An 18,736-nucleotide genomic window follows, 5' to 3' on the forward strand; every position below is an offset into this window, starting at 1 on the left:
GGGAGCACTTTCACCGAGCAACGCGTATACACAGAGCCCGAGCTACAGGACCGGAATCAGTCCGCGTCCAGCTCGGCCGCTTCGACGGGGTGCCGCTGCAGCCAAGCGTATGCGTTTCGCCTGTTGCTACCAACATCCCCGGGGCGATGCCGGCCTCAAACTGAGCCACCGTCAGCGCGCCCGCTGCGAGGACCGCATCCGCAACGCCCGTGCCACCGGCCTGCGCAACCTCCCCCGGCACGACTTCTCCCCGAACCAGATCTGGCTGGAGATCGGTCTGCTTCTATCCTTGCGTCCCGAACGCGTCCAGGATGGACGAGGAGAACCCGACTCCCCGGATACTGCTCCAGTTCAGAGGGGTTCTCAAACTCCTCCGCAGCGGATCCCTTCCTCACTTCGGGCGGATGTCGGGGCCCCTGCGGGGCGATCCCACTGGCACTGGCGTCGGCGCGAGCGTCACGCGTCCAGTGACGTCATGACGTGCTTGATACGGGTGTAGTCCTCGAAGCCGTACGCGGACAGATCCTTGCCGTAGCCGGATTGTTTGAAGCCGCCGTGGGGCATCTCGGCGACCAGTGGGATGTGGGTGTTGATCCACACGCAGCCGAAGTCCAGCTTCTTGGACATGCGCATCGCGCGTGCGTGGTCCTTGGTCCACACCGACGAGGCCAGGGCGTAGTCCACGCCGTTGGCCCACTCCACGGCCTGCTTCTCGTCCGTGAAGGACTGGACGGTGATGACCGGGCCGAACACCTCGTTCTGGATGATCTCGTCGTCCTGCTTGAGGCCGGAGACGACGGTGGGGGCGTAGAAGTAGCCCTTGTCGCCGACGCGGTGGCCGCCTGCCTCGATCTTGGCGTGGGCGGGCAGCCGCTCGATGAAGCCGGAGACCTGCGTGAGCTGGTTGGCATTATTGAGCGGTCCATACAGCACATCCGGATCGTCGGGCCGACCGGTCTTCGTGCCTGTGGCGGCCCTCGCCAGCGCCGTCACGAACTCGTCGTGGACCGACTCCTGTACGAGGACGCGGGTCGCGGCCGTGCAGTCCTGGCCGGCGTTGAAGAAACCGGCCACCGAGATGCCCTCGACGGCCTGGGTTATGTCAGCGTCGGCGACGACGACGACGGGGGCCTTGCCGCCCAACTCCAGGTGGACGCGCTTGACGTCTTTGGCCGCGGACCCGGCGACTTGCTTGCCAGCCCGTACGGAGCCGGTGATGGAGGCCATCGCCGGAGTGGGGTGTTCGACCATCAGGCGCCCGGTGTCGCGGTCACCGCAGATGACGTTGAAAACGCCCTTGGGAAGGATGGACCCAATGATCGCGGCCATCAGCAGGGTGGAGGCCGGGGTGGTGTCCGACGGCTTCAGGACCACGGTGTTGCCCGCGGCCAGCGCCGGGGCGAACTTCCAGACCGCCATCAGCATCGGGTAGTTCCACGGTGCGACCTGCGCGCAGACCCCGACGGGCTCACGCCTGACGATGGAGGTCATGCCGTCCATGTACTCACCGGCCGATCGGCCCTCGAGCAGGCGCGCGGCGCCGGCGAAAAAGCGGATCTGGTCCACCATCGGTGGCACCTCTTCGCTCGCCGTCAGCTCCAGGGGCTTGCCGGTGTTCTCGGACTCGACGGCGACGAGTTCCCCGGTCCTCGCCTCGAAAGCGTCCGCGATCTTCAGTAGCAGGCGCTGTCGCTCGGCCGGGGTGGTGTCGCGCCACGCCGGGAACGCGGCCGCGGCGGCGCCCATGGCGGCGTCGACGTCCTCCCGGCCGGACAGCGGCGAGGTCGCGTAGGACTCGCCGGTCACCGGGTTGACGATCTCGATGGTCTGCCCGTCGGCGGCGTCCAGGGACTCGCCGCCGATGTAGTTTCGCAGCGTGCGCAGAACGGTGGTCACTGGGTCTCCAGTTGGCACATAGGTGGTTCCTCGCGTGTTATTTCGGGTCCGGTTGTCGAGGGTGATGTCGGACGGCAGCCGCTGGGCCACGTGGACAGGGATGAGGACAGCAGCAGCACCAGCACGGTGCCGACATGGACCAGGTGCCAGTGCCGTGAATTCCCACGTGCCCCGACTCCGATCGGGCACCGACTCGGTGCCGGGTACCGGGGTGCGCGGAAGCCGCCGCAGAGCGGGGACTACGCCCCTGGGCCAAGTGCCGGTCTGCGCAGCCGGATGGCGTAAGGCGAGCTGCTCCGCCGGCAGAGCTGCTCGCCTTGGGCAACAGGGGGTGGCCTAGTCCAGCGGCTTCTCGTCGCGGAAGCGCCGCAGCACGTTGCCGGTGATCTTCGCGATGTTGTTGTCGTACCCGTTGTGGGACAGCGACCCGGTCCAGGCGATGGAGCCGACCGAGAAGAATCCGCCGCCGCCCTCCAGCGCGCAGTAGACCATGTCCGAGCGGACCGCCGGCTGCTCGGTTCCGCCCATCCCCGGGAGCATCTCGAAGATCTCCTCGGTCACCAGCAGGTAGTTGTCGGAGAAGGGCCCGGAGGTGGCCAGGACCAGGGTTCCGGGCGGCGATCCGAGCGCCGGGTTCCAGCAGTCGATCTCGGCGCCGGCCGCGCCGCCCCCGATGACACCGAAGTCGCCCAGGAGCTCGTTCTCGCCGACGCCTTCGAAGACGAAGGCCGCCCGCGGATCCTTGCTGTCCGCAAGGCGCTCGTAGTAGGTGCAGCGGTCGAAGCCCTGGGCCGCCATGCCGACTCCTACCAGACGCTGCGGTGCCTTGCCCTTGTTGCGCCACAGGCCGCTGGCCTCGCCCGAGGTGGTGTGGCGGCGTTCGGCGAAGGGTGACTGGTGGGGGCGCGTGCCCCCGTCGGCCCGGCGCAGCTCCATCAGGTGCGGGGCGTCGGGGTCGTAGGAGACGGTCGCGAAGAAGCCGTTGCCGCCCAGGTACATCAGCCGGCCGCCGTTCGCGGTGAACTCCTCGAGGGCGTCGAGCTCGCGCCGCGTGACGTATTCGGGGTGGCTTCCGGTGATCACGACGCGGTAGTCGCGCAGCAGGTCGTGGCCTTCCCGATCGAGGTCCTCGTCCGTGAGGGCGTCGAACTCGCACTCAGCGGTCTCCAACCAGTGCACGAGGGACAGGTCGGCGGGCAGACCCCAGGGGCCTTCGCTCATGAACGAGGCGCGGTACCGCGGCTGCAGGCTGATCAGCGGACGGCGGACGCTGCCGAACACCACGCCGGACCCGTCGTTGTGGATTTCGTACAGGGAGCGGCCGAACTCGGGGTGGTCCTGCAGTACCAGGTCTTCCTTGTGGACGATGGGCGTGTGCCCGAGGAGCATCTCCATGCCGTCCGCCTCGAACGCGATCCGGTCGTCCGCGGCTCCAACCTCACGCTCCCGGCCAGGACAGCTCAGGCGTGCCAGTCGTGGTCCATCCGCAGGAAGTACGGGAAGAGGGTGCGCTCCTCGAAGTCGAGATGGGCCTGGAGGTGGTCGGCAAGCGCGACGATCTGTTCCAGCACCACGTGGACGGAGCGTTCGTCCTTGGGGTTCAGCTGCCGCGCGTCGGCGCGGATGCTCACGATCATCTGTTTGACCTCCTCATGCTCGCGCCGGAGCCGCCCGATCTGATCGGTGAGCTCGGGGAACCGGTGCTGTATGACCGGCAGCATCCGAGCGTCCTCGATCGTGTGGTGGGCGTCCAGGTGGGCGCAGAAATGCTGGCAGCCCACCTTGAGCTGCCAGGTGAGGTCCGCGACAGTCAGACCGCCGAGCAGCTCCTCGATGTCCTCTGCGCGTGTGGTCGCCGCATCGAGCACCTCAAGCCCCTTGCGCAGGGCGGCGACGTCGCTGCGCAGCGGCGCATGCGCCATCAGCAGCTGCTGCATCATCTGGCGGCCGGCGACAGTTCCCGCCTGCGGCTGTGTCATCGTCGATGCTCCTTTGCGACTGCCTCGCGCACGGCGGGTGCGACCTTCTCGATGATGGGGCGCAGCGCGGACTCGTTGACCGGGCCGCTGAAGATGTAGCCGTTCATGCGGTGCTCGACCGGCCAGCTCGTCAGCAGGTCGACCCGCTGCGTAGTCGAACGGTCACCGACCAGGTTGTAGACCCGGTTGGTCCGGCTCGGGTCCCGCCCGGCAGCGCCGGCCGCCTCGTCGATTCGCCGGTTCGCGTCGTCCAGCTCCTCCGGGGCGAGAAATTCCTTCGAGGGCAGCCAGCCGCCTGTCCCCGCTGGAGTTCGCCCACGGCGGCCGTGAAGCGTGCTTCACGGCCGCCGTCCGGAGGGCGCTGTTTCTAGGCGGCGATGCGGTGGGCTATCGCCTTGGCCGTGGAGGCTGCGTCGTCCAGTGCCTGCTGGCGGGAGGCTTCGAAGAGGGGGATCAGCTGGGACATCGCCGGGTTGTGTACGGCCATCGTGAGTTCCGGGACGATGAAGTTCACGTCCAGGGCGAGCGCGTCGGCCAGAACGGCCGTGAGGTAGTTCTGCACGTATTCGTAGCCCTCGCGGGGCGTGCCCGGGGCGTAGGAGCCGCCGCGGCTGGCGACGACGGTGACGGGGGTGCCCTTGAGCCTGGAGCTTTCCACGCCGGCGGTGCGGCCGACGAGGACGATGTTGTCGAGCCACGCCTTGAGGGTCGAAGGAATCGAGTAGTTGTACATCGGAGCGCCGATCAGTATGGCGTCGGCGTTCTCCAGCTCGTCGATCAGCGTCAGCCGGTGGGCGAGGGCGGCGGCCTGGGCGGGGGTGTGCGTGGCCGGGTCGGTCTGGCCGGCGGTGTGGGCGTCGGCGGTGAGGTGCGGTACGGGGTTCGTGGCGAGGTCACGGTAGATGACCGTGCCCTCGGGGTGGTGCTCCTGCCAGGTCCGGCGGAAGGCGGCGGTCACGGCGCGGGAGGAGGAGGCGTCGCCGGAAAACAGCGAGGAATCGAGATGCAGAAGAGTGGCCATGGGATGTTCCTCAGGTGTAGCAGTGGTCGGGAATGCGGATGATCGGTGACGGTCCGCGTGGCGAGGGCGTCTCGCGATCACCCGGCGGGTTTGCCGGGCGGAAGGTGAGCTGTGGCGCCTCGGATTCAGGCGCTGGTCAGGAGGCGAGGACGAGCGTGGCGGCGGCAGCGATCGCGATGACGGTGAGGATGATGGGTGCCATCGCGTTGCCGCGGGTCTCGGGGTTGGCGTAGTCGCCGGACTTGGCGTGGAAGCCGACGGCTCCGACGAGCAGGACTGCGAATCCCAGGGCGGCGGCAACGCCGATGGGCTGCCAGAAGAGACCGGCGATGAGCCCTGCGGCTGCGGCCAGCTCGGCCAGCCCGATGAACCGGACCAGCGGGGCGCTGAAGCCTCCGGGAGACTGCAACTGGGCTGGAATGCTGCCCTTGAGCAGGGCTTTCGGTAGTCCGGCGGCCAGCCCGACAACGGCGAGCAGAACGCTCAGTACGGCGGCGAAGACAAACACGGGTCATGCCTTTCTGGGGAGTGATTCGGACCGCCCGAGCTGTGAGGGACCGGCATCCGTGGAGGATGGGTGTGCCGGCGGGTTTTGCTGCTCACGCGTGAGCGTTGCTGAAGTGCGGTCTCATCGATGGAGAGCGCTGCTGCGCGGCAACCCGGCCGCGGGCCGGGCGCCGGCCGCCGCGGTGCGGCCGGTGACGGCAGACGCTGAGGCAGGACGGCTCGTCGGCGCCGGCCGCACCGCCTGTGGAAGGCGGAACGCGGCCGATCAGGTGAGGGGCTGTTCGGTGAAGTTCCTGAGCACCAGTGCGCCGGGAACCTCGATGAGGCGTCCGCCTTCGTCGATCCTGCCGAGTTCCACCGGCGACAGGCCGAGCGTGCGGGCGAGCTCGGCGATCTGGGAGCTAGCCTCCCCGGAGTCGCTGGAGACGAAGACCACGCGCTTGCCCTGGCCGGAGGGCACTTCGGCGGCGAGCGTCTGGGCGGGAAGGTGGTTGAAGCCCTTCACGATCTGGGCGCCGGGCAGGACCTCGGCCGCGTACTGCGAGGAGAGCCGACCCTTGAGGATGTCGCCCGCGTTGGGCGCGTAGTGCGCGTTGGTGGTGTCGACGACGATCTTCCCGTTCCAGTCGGGCAGGGCGTTGCCGAACGTCTCGACTGCGCCGAACGGGATGGCCATGAAGATGACGTCGCTCGCCAGTGCCTCGGTGAGCGTCACGGCCCGGACCGTGGAACCCCAGGAGGCGGCGAGTTCGCTGATCGAGCCCGGTCCGCGGGTGTTGGCGATGCTGACCTCGACTCCGGCCCGGGCGAAGAGACGCGCCAGCGCCGAACCGATGTTTCCGGTGCCCACGATGGCGTAGCGGGTGTCTGCAGACATGAGTGCTCCCTGTTCCAGTAATTGCTGAAGGCTGTCGAGGCGGCAGAGCAGCTTCGCCGCCCGGCCTGTCGTCGCCGCGTTTCTGTAGGCGGCTCCGACCTCCGCAAGTCCATTTGGTTGAGGTGTTAACCAAACCGTACGACGAACTGGTTAACATGTCAACCAAAGCGGTAGGATGGGCTTCATGGACGAACCGCGATGGCTGGACGAGCGTGAACAGCGGGCTTGGCGCAGCCTCATGAAGATGCAGGCCGGCCTGTCCGAATACATCGAGCGGCAGCTGCGCACCCACAGCGGGCTGTCCACCGCCGACTACCAGGTGCTGGCGCACCTGTCTGAGGCGCCCGAGGGACGCCTGCGGTCGTTCGCACTCGGAGATGCGCTGCAATGGGAGAAGAGCCGTCTGTCGCAGCATCTGACCCGCATGCAGAACCGCAACCTCATCCGCCGCGAGCGATGCGCGACCGACCAGCGAGGGGCCGTCGTGGTCATCACCGAACAGGGCCGCACCCTCGTCGAGGCAGCTGCCCCGCTCCACCTGGCTGACGTGCGCAATGTGCTGATCGACCACGTGACCCCTGCGCAGATGGACCTGCTGATCGAATTGGGAGACCAGGTGGAGGCGCAACTCGCCGAGATCGATCAGAAACCGGGATGACCCCTTGCGTCCCCGCCGGGCTGCCGCCGACCGTGCCGTCAGAGTCTCGCCCGGGGTGCTGATGAGGGCCCGGCATCGCACCAACCGCCCTTACTGCGACACTCCCATCCAACAAAGAAGACGATGCGGGTCGACGAGCCTCGCCTTCAAAAAACGAACGTTTTCTGAAGATCACCGTGCGGGGGTCCGCACACCCCGCAGCCTCTTCAAAAAACCCTTCAAAAACCTGGGTCATTCAAGAACCCTCGACCACCGTTTTCTGACATGATCCGGGGTCATGAGTGACACTCCGGAGCCGTCCGGCCACCCCGAACTCCTCGTTGCCGAACCGCTTGTCTGCACCGAGATCAAGATCGGGTACGCGCGGGTGTCCAGCGGCGGACAGAAGCTCGACCGGCAGATCGACGCCCTCACCACCGCCGGATGCCGGAAGATCTTCTCGGACAAGAAGTCCGGAAAGAACGCCCTCCGCCCGGAATTGAAGGCGTGCCACGCCTTTCTCGACGCTGGCGACACCCTCGTCGTCCCGTCGCTCGACCGCTACGGCCGCAGCCTCCAGGACCTCATCAACATGGTCGCCGAACTCCGGACGCGCGGGATCGGCTTCACCTCGCTGCACGAGAACCTCGACACCACCACCCCCGGCGGCCGACTCGTCTTCCACGTCTTCGCCGCTCTGGCGGAGTTCATCCGCGAACTCATCGTCCAGGGCACTCGCGAGGGCCTGGCCGCTGCCCGCGCCCGCGGCCGGGTCGGAGGGCGCCCCACCGTCGCTACCGAGGAAGTCATCCGCGCCGCCCGCGACCTGCTGCCCGACCCCGGCCGCTCCATCACCTCGATCGCCAAAATGCTGGGCATCTCCCCGGGCACCCTCTACAACCACATCCCCGACCTCCAAGACCTGCGCGCCTCCGCCGTCCCCCACCAGCTCGACGCTGCGGAACGGTGACCCCACGTGCCGATCCGTCCCTAGGACCGCGAGCGTTGTCCCGCCGACTGGCCGGACATCTCCAACGCCATCAACGAACGCGCGGGCTGGCGGTGCGAGTGTGAAGGCGAGTGCGGACGCGGCAGTCACCCCGGCCGGTGTCCCAACCGGCCCGGACAGCCCGTGTACGGCACCGGTTCGCGGGTCATCCTGACGACGAGAGCGCGCACCTCGACTACACGCCGGAGAACTGTCACCCGGCCAACCTCAAAGCCATGCCAGGGCTGCCACCTGCACTACGACTGTAACCACCACGCCCGCATCCGGGCCCAGACCCGGCATACCGCGCTCGAAACGGCGGGCAGCTGACGTTTGAGTTGTAGGCGAACGTAGCAAGATCAACCCGGCGGACAGCATCACCCCACCGGAGCAGTGGAACCCGGCGCCCCCCGACGCGACAGCCGGGCCATCAACCTGCCCACGACCAACCGACAACAGAGAAACGGCCCGCCGGAGAAACCGACGGACCGTCATGCAAGATCGAGGCTAAGGCCGCTACACCTGCGTTCCGGGCCGTTTCCTGTTGGGGCAGTTTCCTTGGACCCTCGCCAGACCTACTGCCCGGAAGCCGCAGGCCCCGGCCGTCACACAAAACGCCCTGAGTCACCCGCAGACGACTTGTCGGACAACGCATCCGGCGCACTTCACGGGCACCTCCGGCCTCAGGAGGGCCTCAATACATGCTTTGCCGCAGCAGAGCCGAGCAGAACCCGTCTCAGCGATTGCACGTCCATGCAGGTCAGAGAGTCATCAGCCGAAGCAGACCAACGTGGCATCAAACTCACGAGCAGCGGATTCAGTCCGTTCAGGGAAAGTTGACACCCCGACAGGACAAAATGAACGTTTCCGCAGGTCAGAAACCTGCGCAGGTGGGGCGGGTGGGACTCGAACCCACGGCCGACGGATTATGAGTCCGCTGCTCTAACCGGCTGAGCTACCGCCCCATAGCGGCGTGTCGCGCACATTTGTGCGCGCCGTCTGCCGCAGCATAGCCGCTCATACGATCTCCTGCTTCGTATGGTCGACTTCGCATGCCCTTGAGGACTCCGCCGTGACCTGCACGGTTCCCGAGGAACAGGGCCAGACATGAAAAAGGACCCCTTCGGGGTCCTCGTTCAGCATGCTCCCCCGACTGGACTCGAACCAGTAACCTGCCGGTTAACAGCCGGCTGCTCTGCCAATTGAGCTACGGAGGACCGAGCTCCCCCGACTGGACTCGAACCAGTAACCTGCCGGTTAACAGCCGGCTGCTCTGCCAATTGAGCTACGGAGGAATGCCTCGTTGCATCGAACGCACCTACCTGGGTATTCGCCAGGGGGCGGGCGGTCGCTGCGACACATACATTAGCGCAAGCAGGGGGGTGCTCCGCCAATCGGTTCCCCCGGCACCGACCGACACGAGGGAAGGATGGCCTCCATGCGCTACAAGCTCACGTTCGTCGTCGGGCTGGCTCTGGGTTACGTGCTGGGCACGCGTGCCGGGCGCGAGCGCTACGAGCAGTTGAAGAAGTCCGCACGCCAGGTCTCTCAGAACCCGGCCGTCCGCAACACCGCAGAGACGGCCGCCCAGCAGGGCCGCCAGTTCGCCGGCAAGGCGTATCACGCGGTGAGCGAGAAGGTCGGCGACCACGTCCCCGACTCGGTGACCCAGCGGGTCCGGTCCCTGCGGGACCGCAACACCAACGGCACCGCAGAGGACGACTGGGGCACCACCAATACGTAGGTCCACGGCGCTGCGGGCCCCGTCGGACCGGTACCCGCCGGTCGGCAGACGCCCCCGCGGCGCTCGACCCATAGAATTTTCGCCATGGGGATAGTCGCCGGGTTGGACAGTGCGCCCGATTTCACTCGCATCGTCGTCTGCGACACGGACACAGGTGCCGTGCTCAGGCAGGGGTATGCCCCGCATCCGGTGGACGGTGATCGCCCTGCCGACGTCGACCCGCAGGCCTGGCTGCTTTCACTCGGTGAAGCGGCCGGCGGCGGACTCCTCGAAGGTGTGCAGGCCATCGGCGTGTCGGCGCAGCAGAACGCGGTCGTGCCGCTCGACTCCCAGGGCGGCACCGTACGTCCCGCGATGGTCGGCGGTGACAAGCGTGCCCAGGTGGCCGCGGCTGATCTGATCGACGCGCTCGGCGGGCGCGAGGCGTGGGCGCAGGCGGTGGGGTGCGTGCCGCAGGCCGCGCAGCCGGTGACCAAGTTGCGCTGGCTGGCGAAGAGCGAACCGGATGCCGCGCTGCGCACGGCGATGCTCATGCAGGCCCACGACTGGCTCGTGTGGCAGTTGCTGGGGAGACCGGTCAGAAGGACCACCGACCGGGGCGGGGCCTCCGGCACCGGTTACTGGTCGGCGGCCACCGGCAACTACCGGTCCGATCTCGTCGAGCTGGCGCTCGGTCACCAGGCCATGCTGCCCGAGGTGATCGGCCCTTCCGACGCGGCCGGTACGACCCCGGAGGGGCTGCTGATCTCCGCCGGGACCGGTGAGACCATGGCCGCCGCGTTCGGTCTGGGGATCGGGCTCGGGGATGCCGTGGTGTCCCTGGGGGCGTCCGGTTCCGTGATGGCCGTGCACCGCGAGGCCCTGGTCGACAACACCGGGATGATCACCTCCCTGGCCGACGCGACCGGCATGCACCTGCCGGTCGTGACCACGCTGAACGCCGTGCGGACCCTGCGCGGGACCGCCGAACTGCTCGGGCTGCCCGATCTGGAGAGCCTGTCCGAGCTGGCGATGAAGTCGACGCCGGGCGCGCACGGGCTCGTCATGCTGCCGTATCTGGAGGGTGAGCGGACGCCGAACCTGCCGCACACCGCGGGCTCGATCGCGGGGCTGCGGCGGGAGTCGATGAAGGCCGAGCACCTGGCCCGAGCGGCGTTCGAGGGCATGCTGTGCGGGCTCGCGGACGCGCTGGACGTGCTGCGCGGCCGGGGTGTCGAGGTGCGGCGGGTCTTCCTGCTGGGGGCGGCCGCCGAACTGACCGCGGTGCAGGCGGCGGCGCCCATGCTGTTCGGCGCGCAGATCGTCGTACCGCAGCCCGCGGACTACGCGGCGATCGGTGCCGCCCGGCAGGCCGCCTGGGCGCTCGGCGTGTCGCAGGGCACTCTCGACCCGCGCACACCGCCGGCCTGGCAGGGCGCGTCCGCCCAGATGCTGGAGCCCGGCGACGAACTGGCGGTCGGACAGGCGGTGCGGCAGCAGTTCGTTTCCGTGAGGGAACAGACACACCCCGGCGCGTTCCGCCCGTAGGACGACAAAGCGCACTGCTGTCGGCTTAATCGGTTGAGGTAACACGGGTGGAGTGTCCGACGATAGGAGCCTGGGGCATCAAGCCCGCCCCACCGCCGACTCCGAGAGACGTAGCGTGCTCATACGACTTCTGCGGACCTACCTCAGGCCCTACAAGAAACCCATCGCCCTGCTGGTGCTGCTGCAGCTCCTGCAGACCTGCGCCACCCTCTATCTGCCCACTCTGAACGCCCACATCATCGACCAAGGCGTCGTGAAGGGTGACACCGGCTACATCCTCTCCTTCGGCGCCCTGATGATCGGCATCTCACTGGTCCAGGTCGTGTGCAACATCGGTGCCGTGTACTACGGCGCCCGCACCGCCTCCGCACTCGGCCGGGACCTGCGCGCGTCCGTGTTCGACCGGGTGCAGTCCTTCTCGGCGCGGGAGGTCGGTCACTTCGGCGCGCCCTCGCTGATCACCCGTACGACCAATGACGTGCAGCAGGTCCAGATGCTGGCCCTGATGACGTTCACGCTGATGGTGTCGGCGCCGATCATGTGCGTGGGCGGCATCGTGCTGGCGCTCGGCCTGGACGTGCCGCTGTCCGGTGTGCTGATCGCCGTGGTCCCGACGCTGGGCATCTGCGTCACGCTGATCGTGCGGAAGCTGCGACCGCTGTTCCGGGCCATGCAGGTACGCCTGGACACGGTCAACCGGGTCCTGCGCGAGCAGATCACCGGCAACCGTGTGATCAGGGCCTTCGTGCGGGAGGAGTACGAGAAGGACCGGTTCCGCAAGTCCAACGCCGACCTCACCGAGATGCAGCTGAAGACCGGCAACCTGCTCGCGCTGATGTTCCCGGTGGTCATGACCACGGTGAACCTGTCGTCGATCGCGGTGGTGTGGTTCGGCGCCCACCGGATCGACAGCGGCGGGATGCAGATCGGCGACCTGACCGCGTTTCTCGCCTACCTCATGCAGATCGTCATGTCCGTGATGATGGCCACCTTCATGTTCATGATGGTGCCGCGCGCGGAGGTGTGTGCCGAGCGGATCGAGGAGGTGCTCGGGACCTCCTCCAGCGTGGTGCCGCCGGCGGCTCCGGTCACCGAGCTGCGCCGGCACGGTCACCTGGAGATCCGGGGTGCCGGGTTCCGCTATCCCGGCGCCGAGGAGCCCGTGCTCAAGGCGGTCGACCTGGTCGCGCGGCCCGGCGAGGTGACCGCCGTCATCGGCTCGACGGGCAGTGGCAAGTCGACGCTGCTGGGGCTCGTCCCGCGCCTGTTCGACGCCACCGACGGCCAGGTGCTCGTCGACGGCACGGACGTGGCGTCCCTCGAACCGGCGCTGCTGGCGAAGACGGTCGGGCTGGTGCCGCAGAAGCCGTACCTGTTCGCCGGGACGGTCGCGACCAACCTGCGCTACGGCAATCCGGACGCCACCGACGAGGAGCTGTGGCACGCGCTGGAGGTGGCGCAGGCCAAGGACTTCGTGCAGAAACTCGAAGCCGGGCTCAACGCCCCGATCTCGCAGGGCGGCACGAACGTCTCCGGCGGTCAGCGGCAGCGACTCGCCATCGCCCGGACGCTGGTGCAGCGCCCGGAGATCTACCTCTTCGACGACTCCTTCTCCGCGCTCGACTACGCCACCGACGCGGCGCTGCGTGCGGCGCTCGCCCAGGAGACCGCGGAAGCGACCGTCGTGATCGTCGCCCAGCGGGTGGCGACCATCCGCGAAGCGGACCGGATCGTCGTCCTCGACGAGGGGCTTGTCGTCGGGACCGGCCGCCATCACGAGCTGATGGCGGGCAACGAGACCTATCGGGAGATCGTGCTCTCCCAGCTGACGGAAGCGGAGGCTGCCTGATGGCCGGGCCGATGGCACGGATGATGGGCCAGGGCGGCGGCCCCGACAGCCGTTCGTTGGACTTCAAGGTGTCGGGCAAGCGCCTGATCGCCCGGTTCAAACCAGAACGTCTCACGATCTACGCGCTGCTGGTCTGCGTGGTCGTGAGCGTCGGCCTGAACGTGATCGGGCCGAAGATCCTCGGCAAGGCCACCGACCTCGTCTTCGCCGGCATCATCGGGCGTCAGATGCCGGCCGGGGCCACCAAGGAACAGGTTCTCGCGTCGATGCGGGAGCGGGGGCAGGGCCAGGTCGCCGACATGCTCCGCAGCACCGACTTCACGCCCGGCAAGGGCATCGACTTCGGCGCCGTGGGCAACGTACTGCTGATCGCGGTGTGTACGTTCCTCGCCGCCGGTCTGCTGATGGCGGTGGCGACGCGGCTGGTGAACCGGGCCGTCAACCGGACCATGTACCGGATGCGTGAGGACGTGCAGGCGAAGCTGTCGCGGCTGCCGTTGTCGTACTTCGACAAACGACAGCGCGGTGAGGTGCTGTCCCGGGCGACGAACGACATCGACAACATCGGCCAGACGCTGCAGCAGTCGATGGGCCAGCTCATCAACTCGGTGCTGACCATCATCGGCGTGCTCGCGGTGATGTTCTGGGTGTCCTGGCTGCTGGCGCTGGTCGCGCTGGTGACGGTGCCGCTGTCGTTCGTCGTCGCCACGCGCGTCGGCAAGCGCTCGCAGCCGCACTTCGTGCAGCAGTGGCGCTCCACCGGCAAGCTGAACGCCCACGTCGAGGAGATGTACACCGGCCACACGCTGGTGAAGGTGTTCGGGCGGCAGCAGGAGTCGGCGCAGCAGTTCGCCGAGCAGAACGACGCGCTGTACGAGGCCGGGTTCAAGGCGCAGTTCAACAGCGGGGTCATGCAGCCGCTGATGATGTTCGTGTCGAACCTCAACTACGTGCTGGTGGCGGTCGTCGGTGGTCTGCGGGTCGCGTCCGGCGCGCTGTCGATCGGCGACGTACAGGCCTTCATCCAGTACTCGCGGCAGTTCTCGATGCCGCTGACACAGGTCGCCTCGATGGCGAACCTGGTGCAGTCGGGCGTCGCCTCGGCCGAGCGGATCTTCGAACTCCTGGACGCGGAGGAGCAGGAGGCGGATCCGGTGCGCGGCGAGCGGCCCGCGGAGCTGCGGGGGCTGGTGGAGCTGGACAACATCTCCTTCAGCTACGACCCCGACAAGCCGCTGATCGAGCACCTGTCCCTGAAGGCGGAACCCGGGCACACCGTCGCGATCGTCGGCCCGACGGGAGCCGGCAAGACCACGCTGGTCAATCTGCTCATGCGGTTCTACGACGTGTCCGGCGGGCGTATCACTCTCGACGGCGTCGACATCGCGAGCATGTCCCGGGACGAACTGCGGGCCGGGATCGGCATGGTGCTGCAGGACACCTGGCTGTTCGGCGGCACGATCGCGGAGAACATCGCGTACGGCGCCTCGCGGGAGGTCACCCGGGGCGAGATCGAGGAGGCGGCGCGGGCCGCGCACGCCGACCGGTTCGTGCGCACGCTTCCCGACGGCTACGACACCGTGATCGACGACGAGGGCTCGGGCGTCAGCGCCGGTGAGAAGCAGCTCATCACCATCGCGCGGGCGTTCCTTTCGGACCCGACGATCCTGGTGCTCGACGAGGCGACGAGTTCGGTGGACACCCGCACCGAGGTGCTGATCCAGAAGGCGATGGCGAAGCTGGCGCACGGCAGGACGTCGTTCGTGATCGCGCACCGGCTGTCGACCATCCGGGACGCGGACACGATCCTCGTCATGGAGAACGGGTCGATCGTGGAACAGGGCACCCACGCGGACCTGTTGGCGGCCGACGGGGCGTACGGGCGGCTGTACAAGGCGCAGTTCGCCCAGGCGGTGGCCGAGGTCGACTAGTCGCCGGGACAGCTGATCCCAGGGGGCCGCTCACCGCGTGTGAGCGGCCCCTTCTCAGTCCAGGTATCCCCTCAGCTGGTCCGCGAAGGCGTGATCGCGCAGCTTGTTGAGCGTCTTGGACTCGATCTGCCGTATCCGTTCCCGCGTGACGCCGAAGATGCGGCCGATCTCCTCCAGCGTGCGCGGGCGGCCGTCGACGAGCCCGTACCGCAGCTGTACGACCTTCCGCTCCCGCTCCCCCAGCGTCGACAGCACCGCCTCCAGGTGCTCACGAAGGAGCATGAAGGCCGCCGACTCGACGGGGGAGGTGGCGTCGCCGTCCTCGATCAGGTCGCCGAGGGCCACGTCGTCCTCCTCGCCCACCGGGGCGTGCAGGGAGACGGGTTCCTGGGCCAGGCGGAGGACCTCGCTGACGCGCTCCGGCGGCAGTTCGAGGTGGTCGGCGACTTCTTCCGGCGTCGGCTCGTAGCCGCGTTCCTGCAGCATGCGGCGCTGGACGCGGACGACCCGGTTGATCAACTCGACGACGTGGACCGGGACTCGGATGGTCCGGGCCTGGTCGGCGAGGGCCCGGGACATGGCCTGGCGGATCCACCAGGTGGCGTAGGTGGAGAACTTGTAGCCGCGGGCGTAGTCGAACTTCTCGACGGCGCGGATCAGGCCCAGGTTTCCTTCCTGGACGAGGTCGAGCATGGTCAGCCCGCGGCCGACGTACCGCTTGGCCACGGACACCACGAGCCGCAGATTCGCCTCGATGAGGCGGCGCTTGGCCATGCGGCCCATGACGACGAGCCGGTCCAGGTCGAGCGCGAGCTGGCTGTCCAGGTCGGGTGCCGTGCCGAGCCTCTCCTCGGCGAACAGGCCGGCCTCGACGCGGCGCGCGAGGTCGACCTCCTCGGCCGCGGTCAGCAGGGGGATGCGGCCGATCTCGCGCAGGTACTGGCGGAACAGGTCCGAGGACGGTCCCGCGGTGTCGGCCGCGCGGGCCCGCGGCGGTGCCACCGGCTCGGGGTCCTCGGCGGTCTCCAGCGCCTCTGCGGGCGGTTCGGCCGGCTCGGGCGGGCTCTCGGGCTCCGCCTCGGGGTGGTGCGCGACACGGGTCTGCGGGGGTACCGCGACGAGAGGATCGGTCTCGGCGTCCGGCTCCGTGCCGTCCGTACTGTTGTCGGTCTCGGTGAGGGTCTGGGTCTGCACGGGGGCGACCTCCAGGATGATCGCTGCTGAGGTGTGCGGCAGCGCTGCTTCGGGAGCGGAGTCGACGGCCTCGCCGCTGTCCGTCCCGTACGCGATGAGCGCAGCCGCGGGGTTGTGGGACCCGTGTGGGACGGATCGGCCGCGCTCCGAGGACTCAGGCACCGGAACCCAGTGTGGAGTACGACACATCGCCGCCACGAGGGGCGTGCGGTGACTTTTTGCAATCGGGCTGTGACCGGGTGGTTACCGTCACAAAAAACCCGGATGTCCGCGCACCGCCTGATCTGGCACGATCGCCGCACTCGTTGCGCCGGTGGGCGGCGGTGGGCGGCGGTGGGCGGCGGTGCGCCATCAGCCTTTGCTCACCCTGTCGGGTTCCCCGGCCCGCGCGGTCGAATCGGCTCCGGCCCGCGAGGCGGCGGCATGACGTCCCTAGGCCCTGTCGTCAAATTCCCGTCGCCCGGAGGGCGGCCTCGCGGCGTCAGGTGCGTGCTGTGGGGGTCCCCCCGGCCGGAGGCTGGGGGAGTGCCGGGCGTGGACCCTCGTACTGGACGTACTCGGGTCTGCGCCCGGTGCGGCGAGTGGGGGCACCTCCCACGCCCTTAAGGCAGTGGGGGAGCGTGCATGGCGTCGCGAGGCAGACGGGAATGTGACGACAGGGCCTAGAGGGCGGCGGCCCCGTGCGCCCGTAGCGCCTGGTCGTACTGCTGGAGCACCCACAACTCGTTCTGTACGGCGGCCAGTTGGGCCGGGTCGCTTTGGGTGCCGAGGCGGGTGAAGGTGCTCTGGACGTCGCGGACGCGGCGCTCCACGGCGCGGCGGCGGACGGTGACGAGCTGCTCGCCCGCGTAGTTGTCGTCGACCGTGCGGCGCATGATCGCCTCGACGGCCAGCTCCGTGACCATCGCGCGCACCGCGTCGTCCGGTGCCGCCTCGCGGACGCGGACCAGGTAGTCCTGCGCGTCCTGGACGCCGTACTCCACACCGCCCGCCTCCATGATCGCCTCGCGTACGGCGGCGTAGGGCGCGGCGGTGAACTCGTCCGCGCCGTACGCGTCGAAGGCGGGGGAGACCAACTCGGGGCGCTGGAGGGCGAGTTTGAGGAGTTCGCGTTCGGTGGCGTAGACGGGGTTGCGGAGGTTGAGGGCCGGGCCGGAGGTCAGGGGGCGGGGGGCGGCGTCGTACGACTGCGGGCCCCGGGCCGGCGCCGGTCCCCTGCCGCCGCGGTCGCGGGCCCAACGGGCCAGCTGGGCCACGCGCTTGACGACGAACTGGGTGTCGAGGATGCCGAGCATGCCGGCGAGCTGGACGGCGACCTCGTGCTGGGCGCCGCTGTTCTTGATACGGGCGACGATCGGGGCCGCCTCGTCCAGGGCCGCCGCCCGGCCGGCGGGGGTGTCGAGGTCGTAGCGGACGACGATCTGGCGGAGCGCGAACTCGAAGAGCGGCGTGCGGGGTTCGGTCAGGTCCGCGACCGCCTCGTCGCCCTTCGCCAGGCGCAGCTCGCAGGGGTCCATACCGTCGGGGGCGATCGCGATGTACGTCTCGGCGGCGAACTTCTGGTCGTCCTCGAAGGCGCGCAGGGCCGCCTTCTGGCCGGCCGCGTCGCCGTCGAAGGTGAAGATCACCCGGGCCGAGCCGTTGTCCATCAGCAGCCGGCGGAGGATCTTGATGTGGTCGCCGCCGAAGGCCGTGCCGCAGGTCGCGATGGCGGTCGTGACGCCGGCCAGGTGGCAGGCCATGACATCGGTGTAGCCCTCGACCACGACCGCGCGGCTGGCCTTGGCGATGTCCTTCTTCGCAAGGTCGATGCCGTACAGGACCTGGGACTTCTTGTAGATCGCCGTGTCGGGCGTGTTGAGGTACTTGGGGCCGTTGTCCGCCTCGTACAGCTTGCGGGCACCGAAGCCGACGACCTCGCCGCCGATGTCGCGGATCGGCCACATCAGACGGCCGCGGAAGCGGTCGATGGGGCCGCGGCGGCCCTCCTGGGAGAGGCCGGAGAGGAGGAGTTCCTTGTCGGTGAAGCCCTTGCCGCGCAGGTAGCGGGTGAGGTGGTCCCAGCCCTGGGGGCTGTAGCCGACGGAGAAGTGCTCGGCGGCGGACTGGTCGAAGCCGCGCTCGGCGAGGAACTTGCGGCCGGTGTCGGCCTCGGGGCTGGTCGCGAGCTGTTCGACGTACCACTGGGCGGCGATCTTGTGGGCCTCGACCAGGCGGATGCGCTCGCCGCGCTGGTGAGCGGGGTTGTAGCCGCCCTCCTCATAGCGGAGGGTGATGCCGGCCTGCGCGGCCAGGCGCTCGACCGACTCCGAGAAGGTGAGGTGGTCGACCTTCATCACGAACGTGATGGTGTCGCCACCCTCCTGGCAGCCGAAGCAGTGGAAGAGTCCCTTGCTCGGGCTGACCTGGAAGGACGGCGACTTCTCGTCGTGGAAGGGGCACAGGCCCTTGAGGTTGCCACCGCCCGCGTTGCGCAGCTGGAGGTACTCGGACACCACGGCGTCGATCGGGACCGCGTCCCGTACCGCCTTCACGTCCTCGTCGTTGATCCGTCCTGCCACGCGTGAATTCTACGGTGATGGTCCG

General features: G+C 68.6%; 14 protein-coding genes and 3 tRNA genes. 6 read left to right on the forward strand and 11 right to left on the reverse strand.

The features are described from left to right. Positions 1-456 precede the first annotated feature (456 nt). From OG870_RS14845 to OG870_RS14870, 6 genes are all read right to left on the reverse strand, one after another. On the reverse strand, positions 457-1,896 hold the full coding sequence (locus OG870_RS14845) for a gamma-aminobutyraldehyde dehydrogenase (protein ID WP_266924043.1): 1,440 nt from the start codon (positions 1,894-1,896) through the stop codon (positions 457-459). A 336-nt stretch (positions 1,897-2,232) separates the two neighbouring features. Next, positions 2,233-3,291 (reverse strand): N,N-dimethylformamidase beta subunit family domain-containing protein, encoded by a 1,059-nt coding sequence (locus OG870_RS14850; protein WP_266924045.1) that lies wholly within the window; start codon positions 3,289-3,291, stop codon positions 2,233-2,235. 65 nt (positions 3,292-3,356) lie between these two features. Next, a complete protein-coding gene (locus tag OG870_RS14855) occupies positions 3,357-3,875 on the reverse strand; it encodes a hemerythrin domain-containing protein (RefSeq protein ID WP_266584839.1) in 519 nt (172 codons plus the stop codon). Between the two features lie 367 nt (positions 3,876-4,242). Then, complete coding sequence (locus tag OG870_RS14860) at positions 4,243-4,896, reverse strand: FMN-dependent NADH-azoreductase (RefSeq protein WP_181649890.1); 654 nt, start codon at positions 4,894-4,896, stop codon at positions 4,243-4,245. Positions 4,897-5,032: 136 nt separating this feature from the next. Further along, positions 5,033-5,404 carry a DoxX family protein gene (locus tag OG870_RS14865; protein WP_057582123.1) on the reverse strand — a complete coding sequence of 124 codons (372 nt, stop codon included), beginning with the start codon at positions 5,402-5,404 and terminating at the stop codon, positions 5,033-5,035. Between the two features lie 264 nt (positions 5,405-5,668). Continuing rightward, a complete protein-coding gene (locus OG870_RS14870; RefSeq protein ID WP_057582124.1) occupies positions 5,669-6,280 on the reverse strand; it encodes an NADPH-dependent F420 reductase in 612 nt (203 codons plus the stop codon). 184 nt (positions 6,281-6,464) lie between these two features. On the opposite strand from OG870_RS14870, the gene OG870_RS14875 reads away from it, so the two are divergent. Then, complete coding sequence (locus tag OG870_RS14875) at positions 6,465-6,938, forward strand: MarR family winged helix-turn-helix transcriptional regulator (protein WP_057582258.1); 474 nt, start codon at positions 6,465-6,467, stop codon at positions 6,936-6,938. A gap of 277 nt (positions 6,939-7,215) precedes the next feature. Next, positions 7,216-7,887 carry a recombinase family protein gene (locus tag OG870_RS14880; RefSeq protein ID WP_143606564.1) on the forward strand — a complete coding sequence of 224 codons (672 nt, stop codon included), beginning with the start codon at positions 7,216-7,218 and terminating at the stop codon, positions 7,885-7,887. A gap of 909 nt (positions 7,888-8,796) precedes the next feature. Here the strand turns inward: OG870_RS14880 and OG870_RS14885 are convergent. The 3 genes from OG870_RS14885 to OG870_RS14895 form a co-directional block, all read right to left on the reverse strand. After that, positions 8,797-8,870 (reverse strand) — tRNA-Ile (locus OG870_RS14885). 179 nt (positions 8,871-9,049) lie between these two features. Beyond that, positions 9,050-9,122: transfer RNA gene (locus OG870_RS14890), tRNA-Asn, on the reverse strand. Positions 9,123-9,127: 5 nt separating this feature from the next. After that, positions 9,128-9,200: transfer RNA gene (locus OG870_RS14895), tRNA-Asn, on the reverse strand. 143 nt (positions 9,201-9,343) lie between these two features. Between OG870_RS14895 and OG870_RS14900 the strand changes: the two genes are divergently transcribed. The 4 genes from OG870_RS14900 (at position 9,344) to OG870_RS14915 (ending at position 14,956) form a co-directional block, all read left to right on the forward strand. Further along, positions 9,344-9,649 (forward strand): YtxH domain-containing protein, encoded by a 306-nt coding sequence (locus OG870_RS14900; RefSeq protein WP_266584830.1) that lies wholly within the window; start codon positions 9,344-9,346, stop codon positions 9,647-9,649. A gap of 84 nt (positions 9,650-9,733) precedes the next feature. Then, complete coding sequence (locus OG870_RS14905) at positions 9,734-11,176, forward strand: FGGY family carbohydrate kinase (protein ID WP_266513877.1); 1,443 nt, start codon at positions 9,734-9,736, stop codon at positions 11,174-11,176. Positions 11,177-11,291: 115 nt separating this feature from the next. Then, positions 11,292-13,025, forward strand: a complete 1,734-nt coding sequence (locus OG870_RS14910; protein WP_266513880.1) for an ABC transporter ATP-binding protein — start codon at positions 11,292-11,294, stop codon at positions 13,023-13,025. Next, on the forward strand, positions 13,025-14,956 hold the full coding sequence (locus tag OG870_RS14915; protein ID WP_327690963.1) for an ABC transporter ATP-binding protein: 1,932 nt from the start codon (positions 13,025-13,027) through the stop codon (positions 14,954-14,956). The genes OG870_RS14910 and OG870_RS14915 overlap by 1 nt, the downstream gene beginning before the upstream one ends. Before the next feature lie 54 nt (positions 14,957-15,010). On the opposite strand, the gene OG870_RS14920 is transcribed toward OG870_RS14915, so the two are convergent. Further along, positions 15,011-16,312: an RNA polymerase sigma factor gene (locus OG870_RS14920; protein WP_266513885.1), complete on the reverse strand. Its 1,302-nt coding sequence runs from the start codon at positions 16,310-16,312 to the stop codon at positions 15,011-15,013. A 500-nt stretch (positions 16,313-16,812) separates the two neighbouring features. Continuing rightward, positions 16,813-18,711, reverse strand: a complete 1,899-nt coding sequence (dnaG, locus tag OG870_RS14925; RefSeq protein WP_266513888.1) for a DNA primase — start codon at positions 18,709-18,711, stop codon at positions 16,813-16,815. Between the last annotated feature and the right edge of the window lie 25 nt (positions 18,712-18,736).

This window comes from Streptomyces sp. NBC_00461 (genome assembly GCF_036013935.1).
GTDB lineage: Bacteria > Actinomycetota > Actinomycetes > Streptomycetales > Streptomycetaceae > Streptomyces.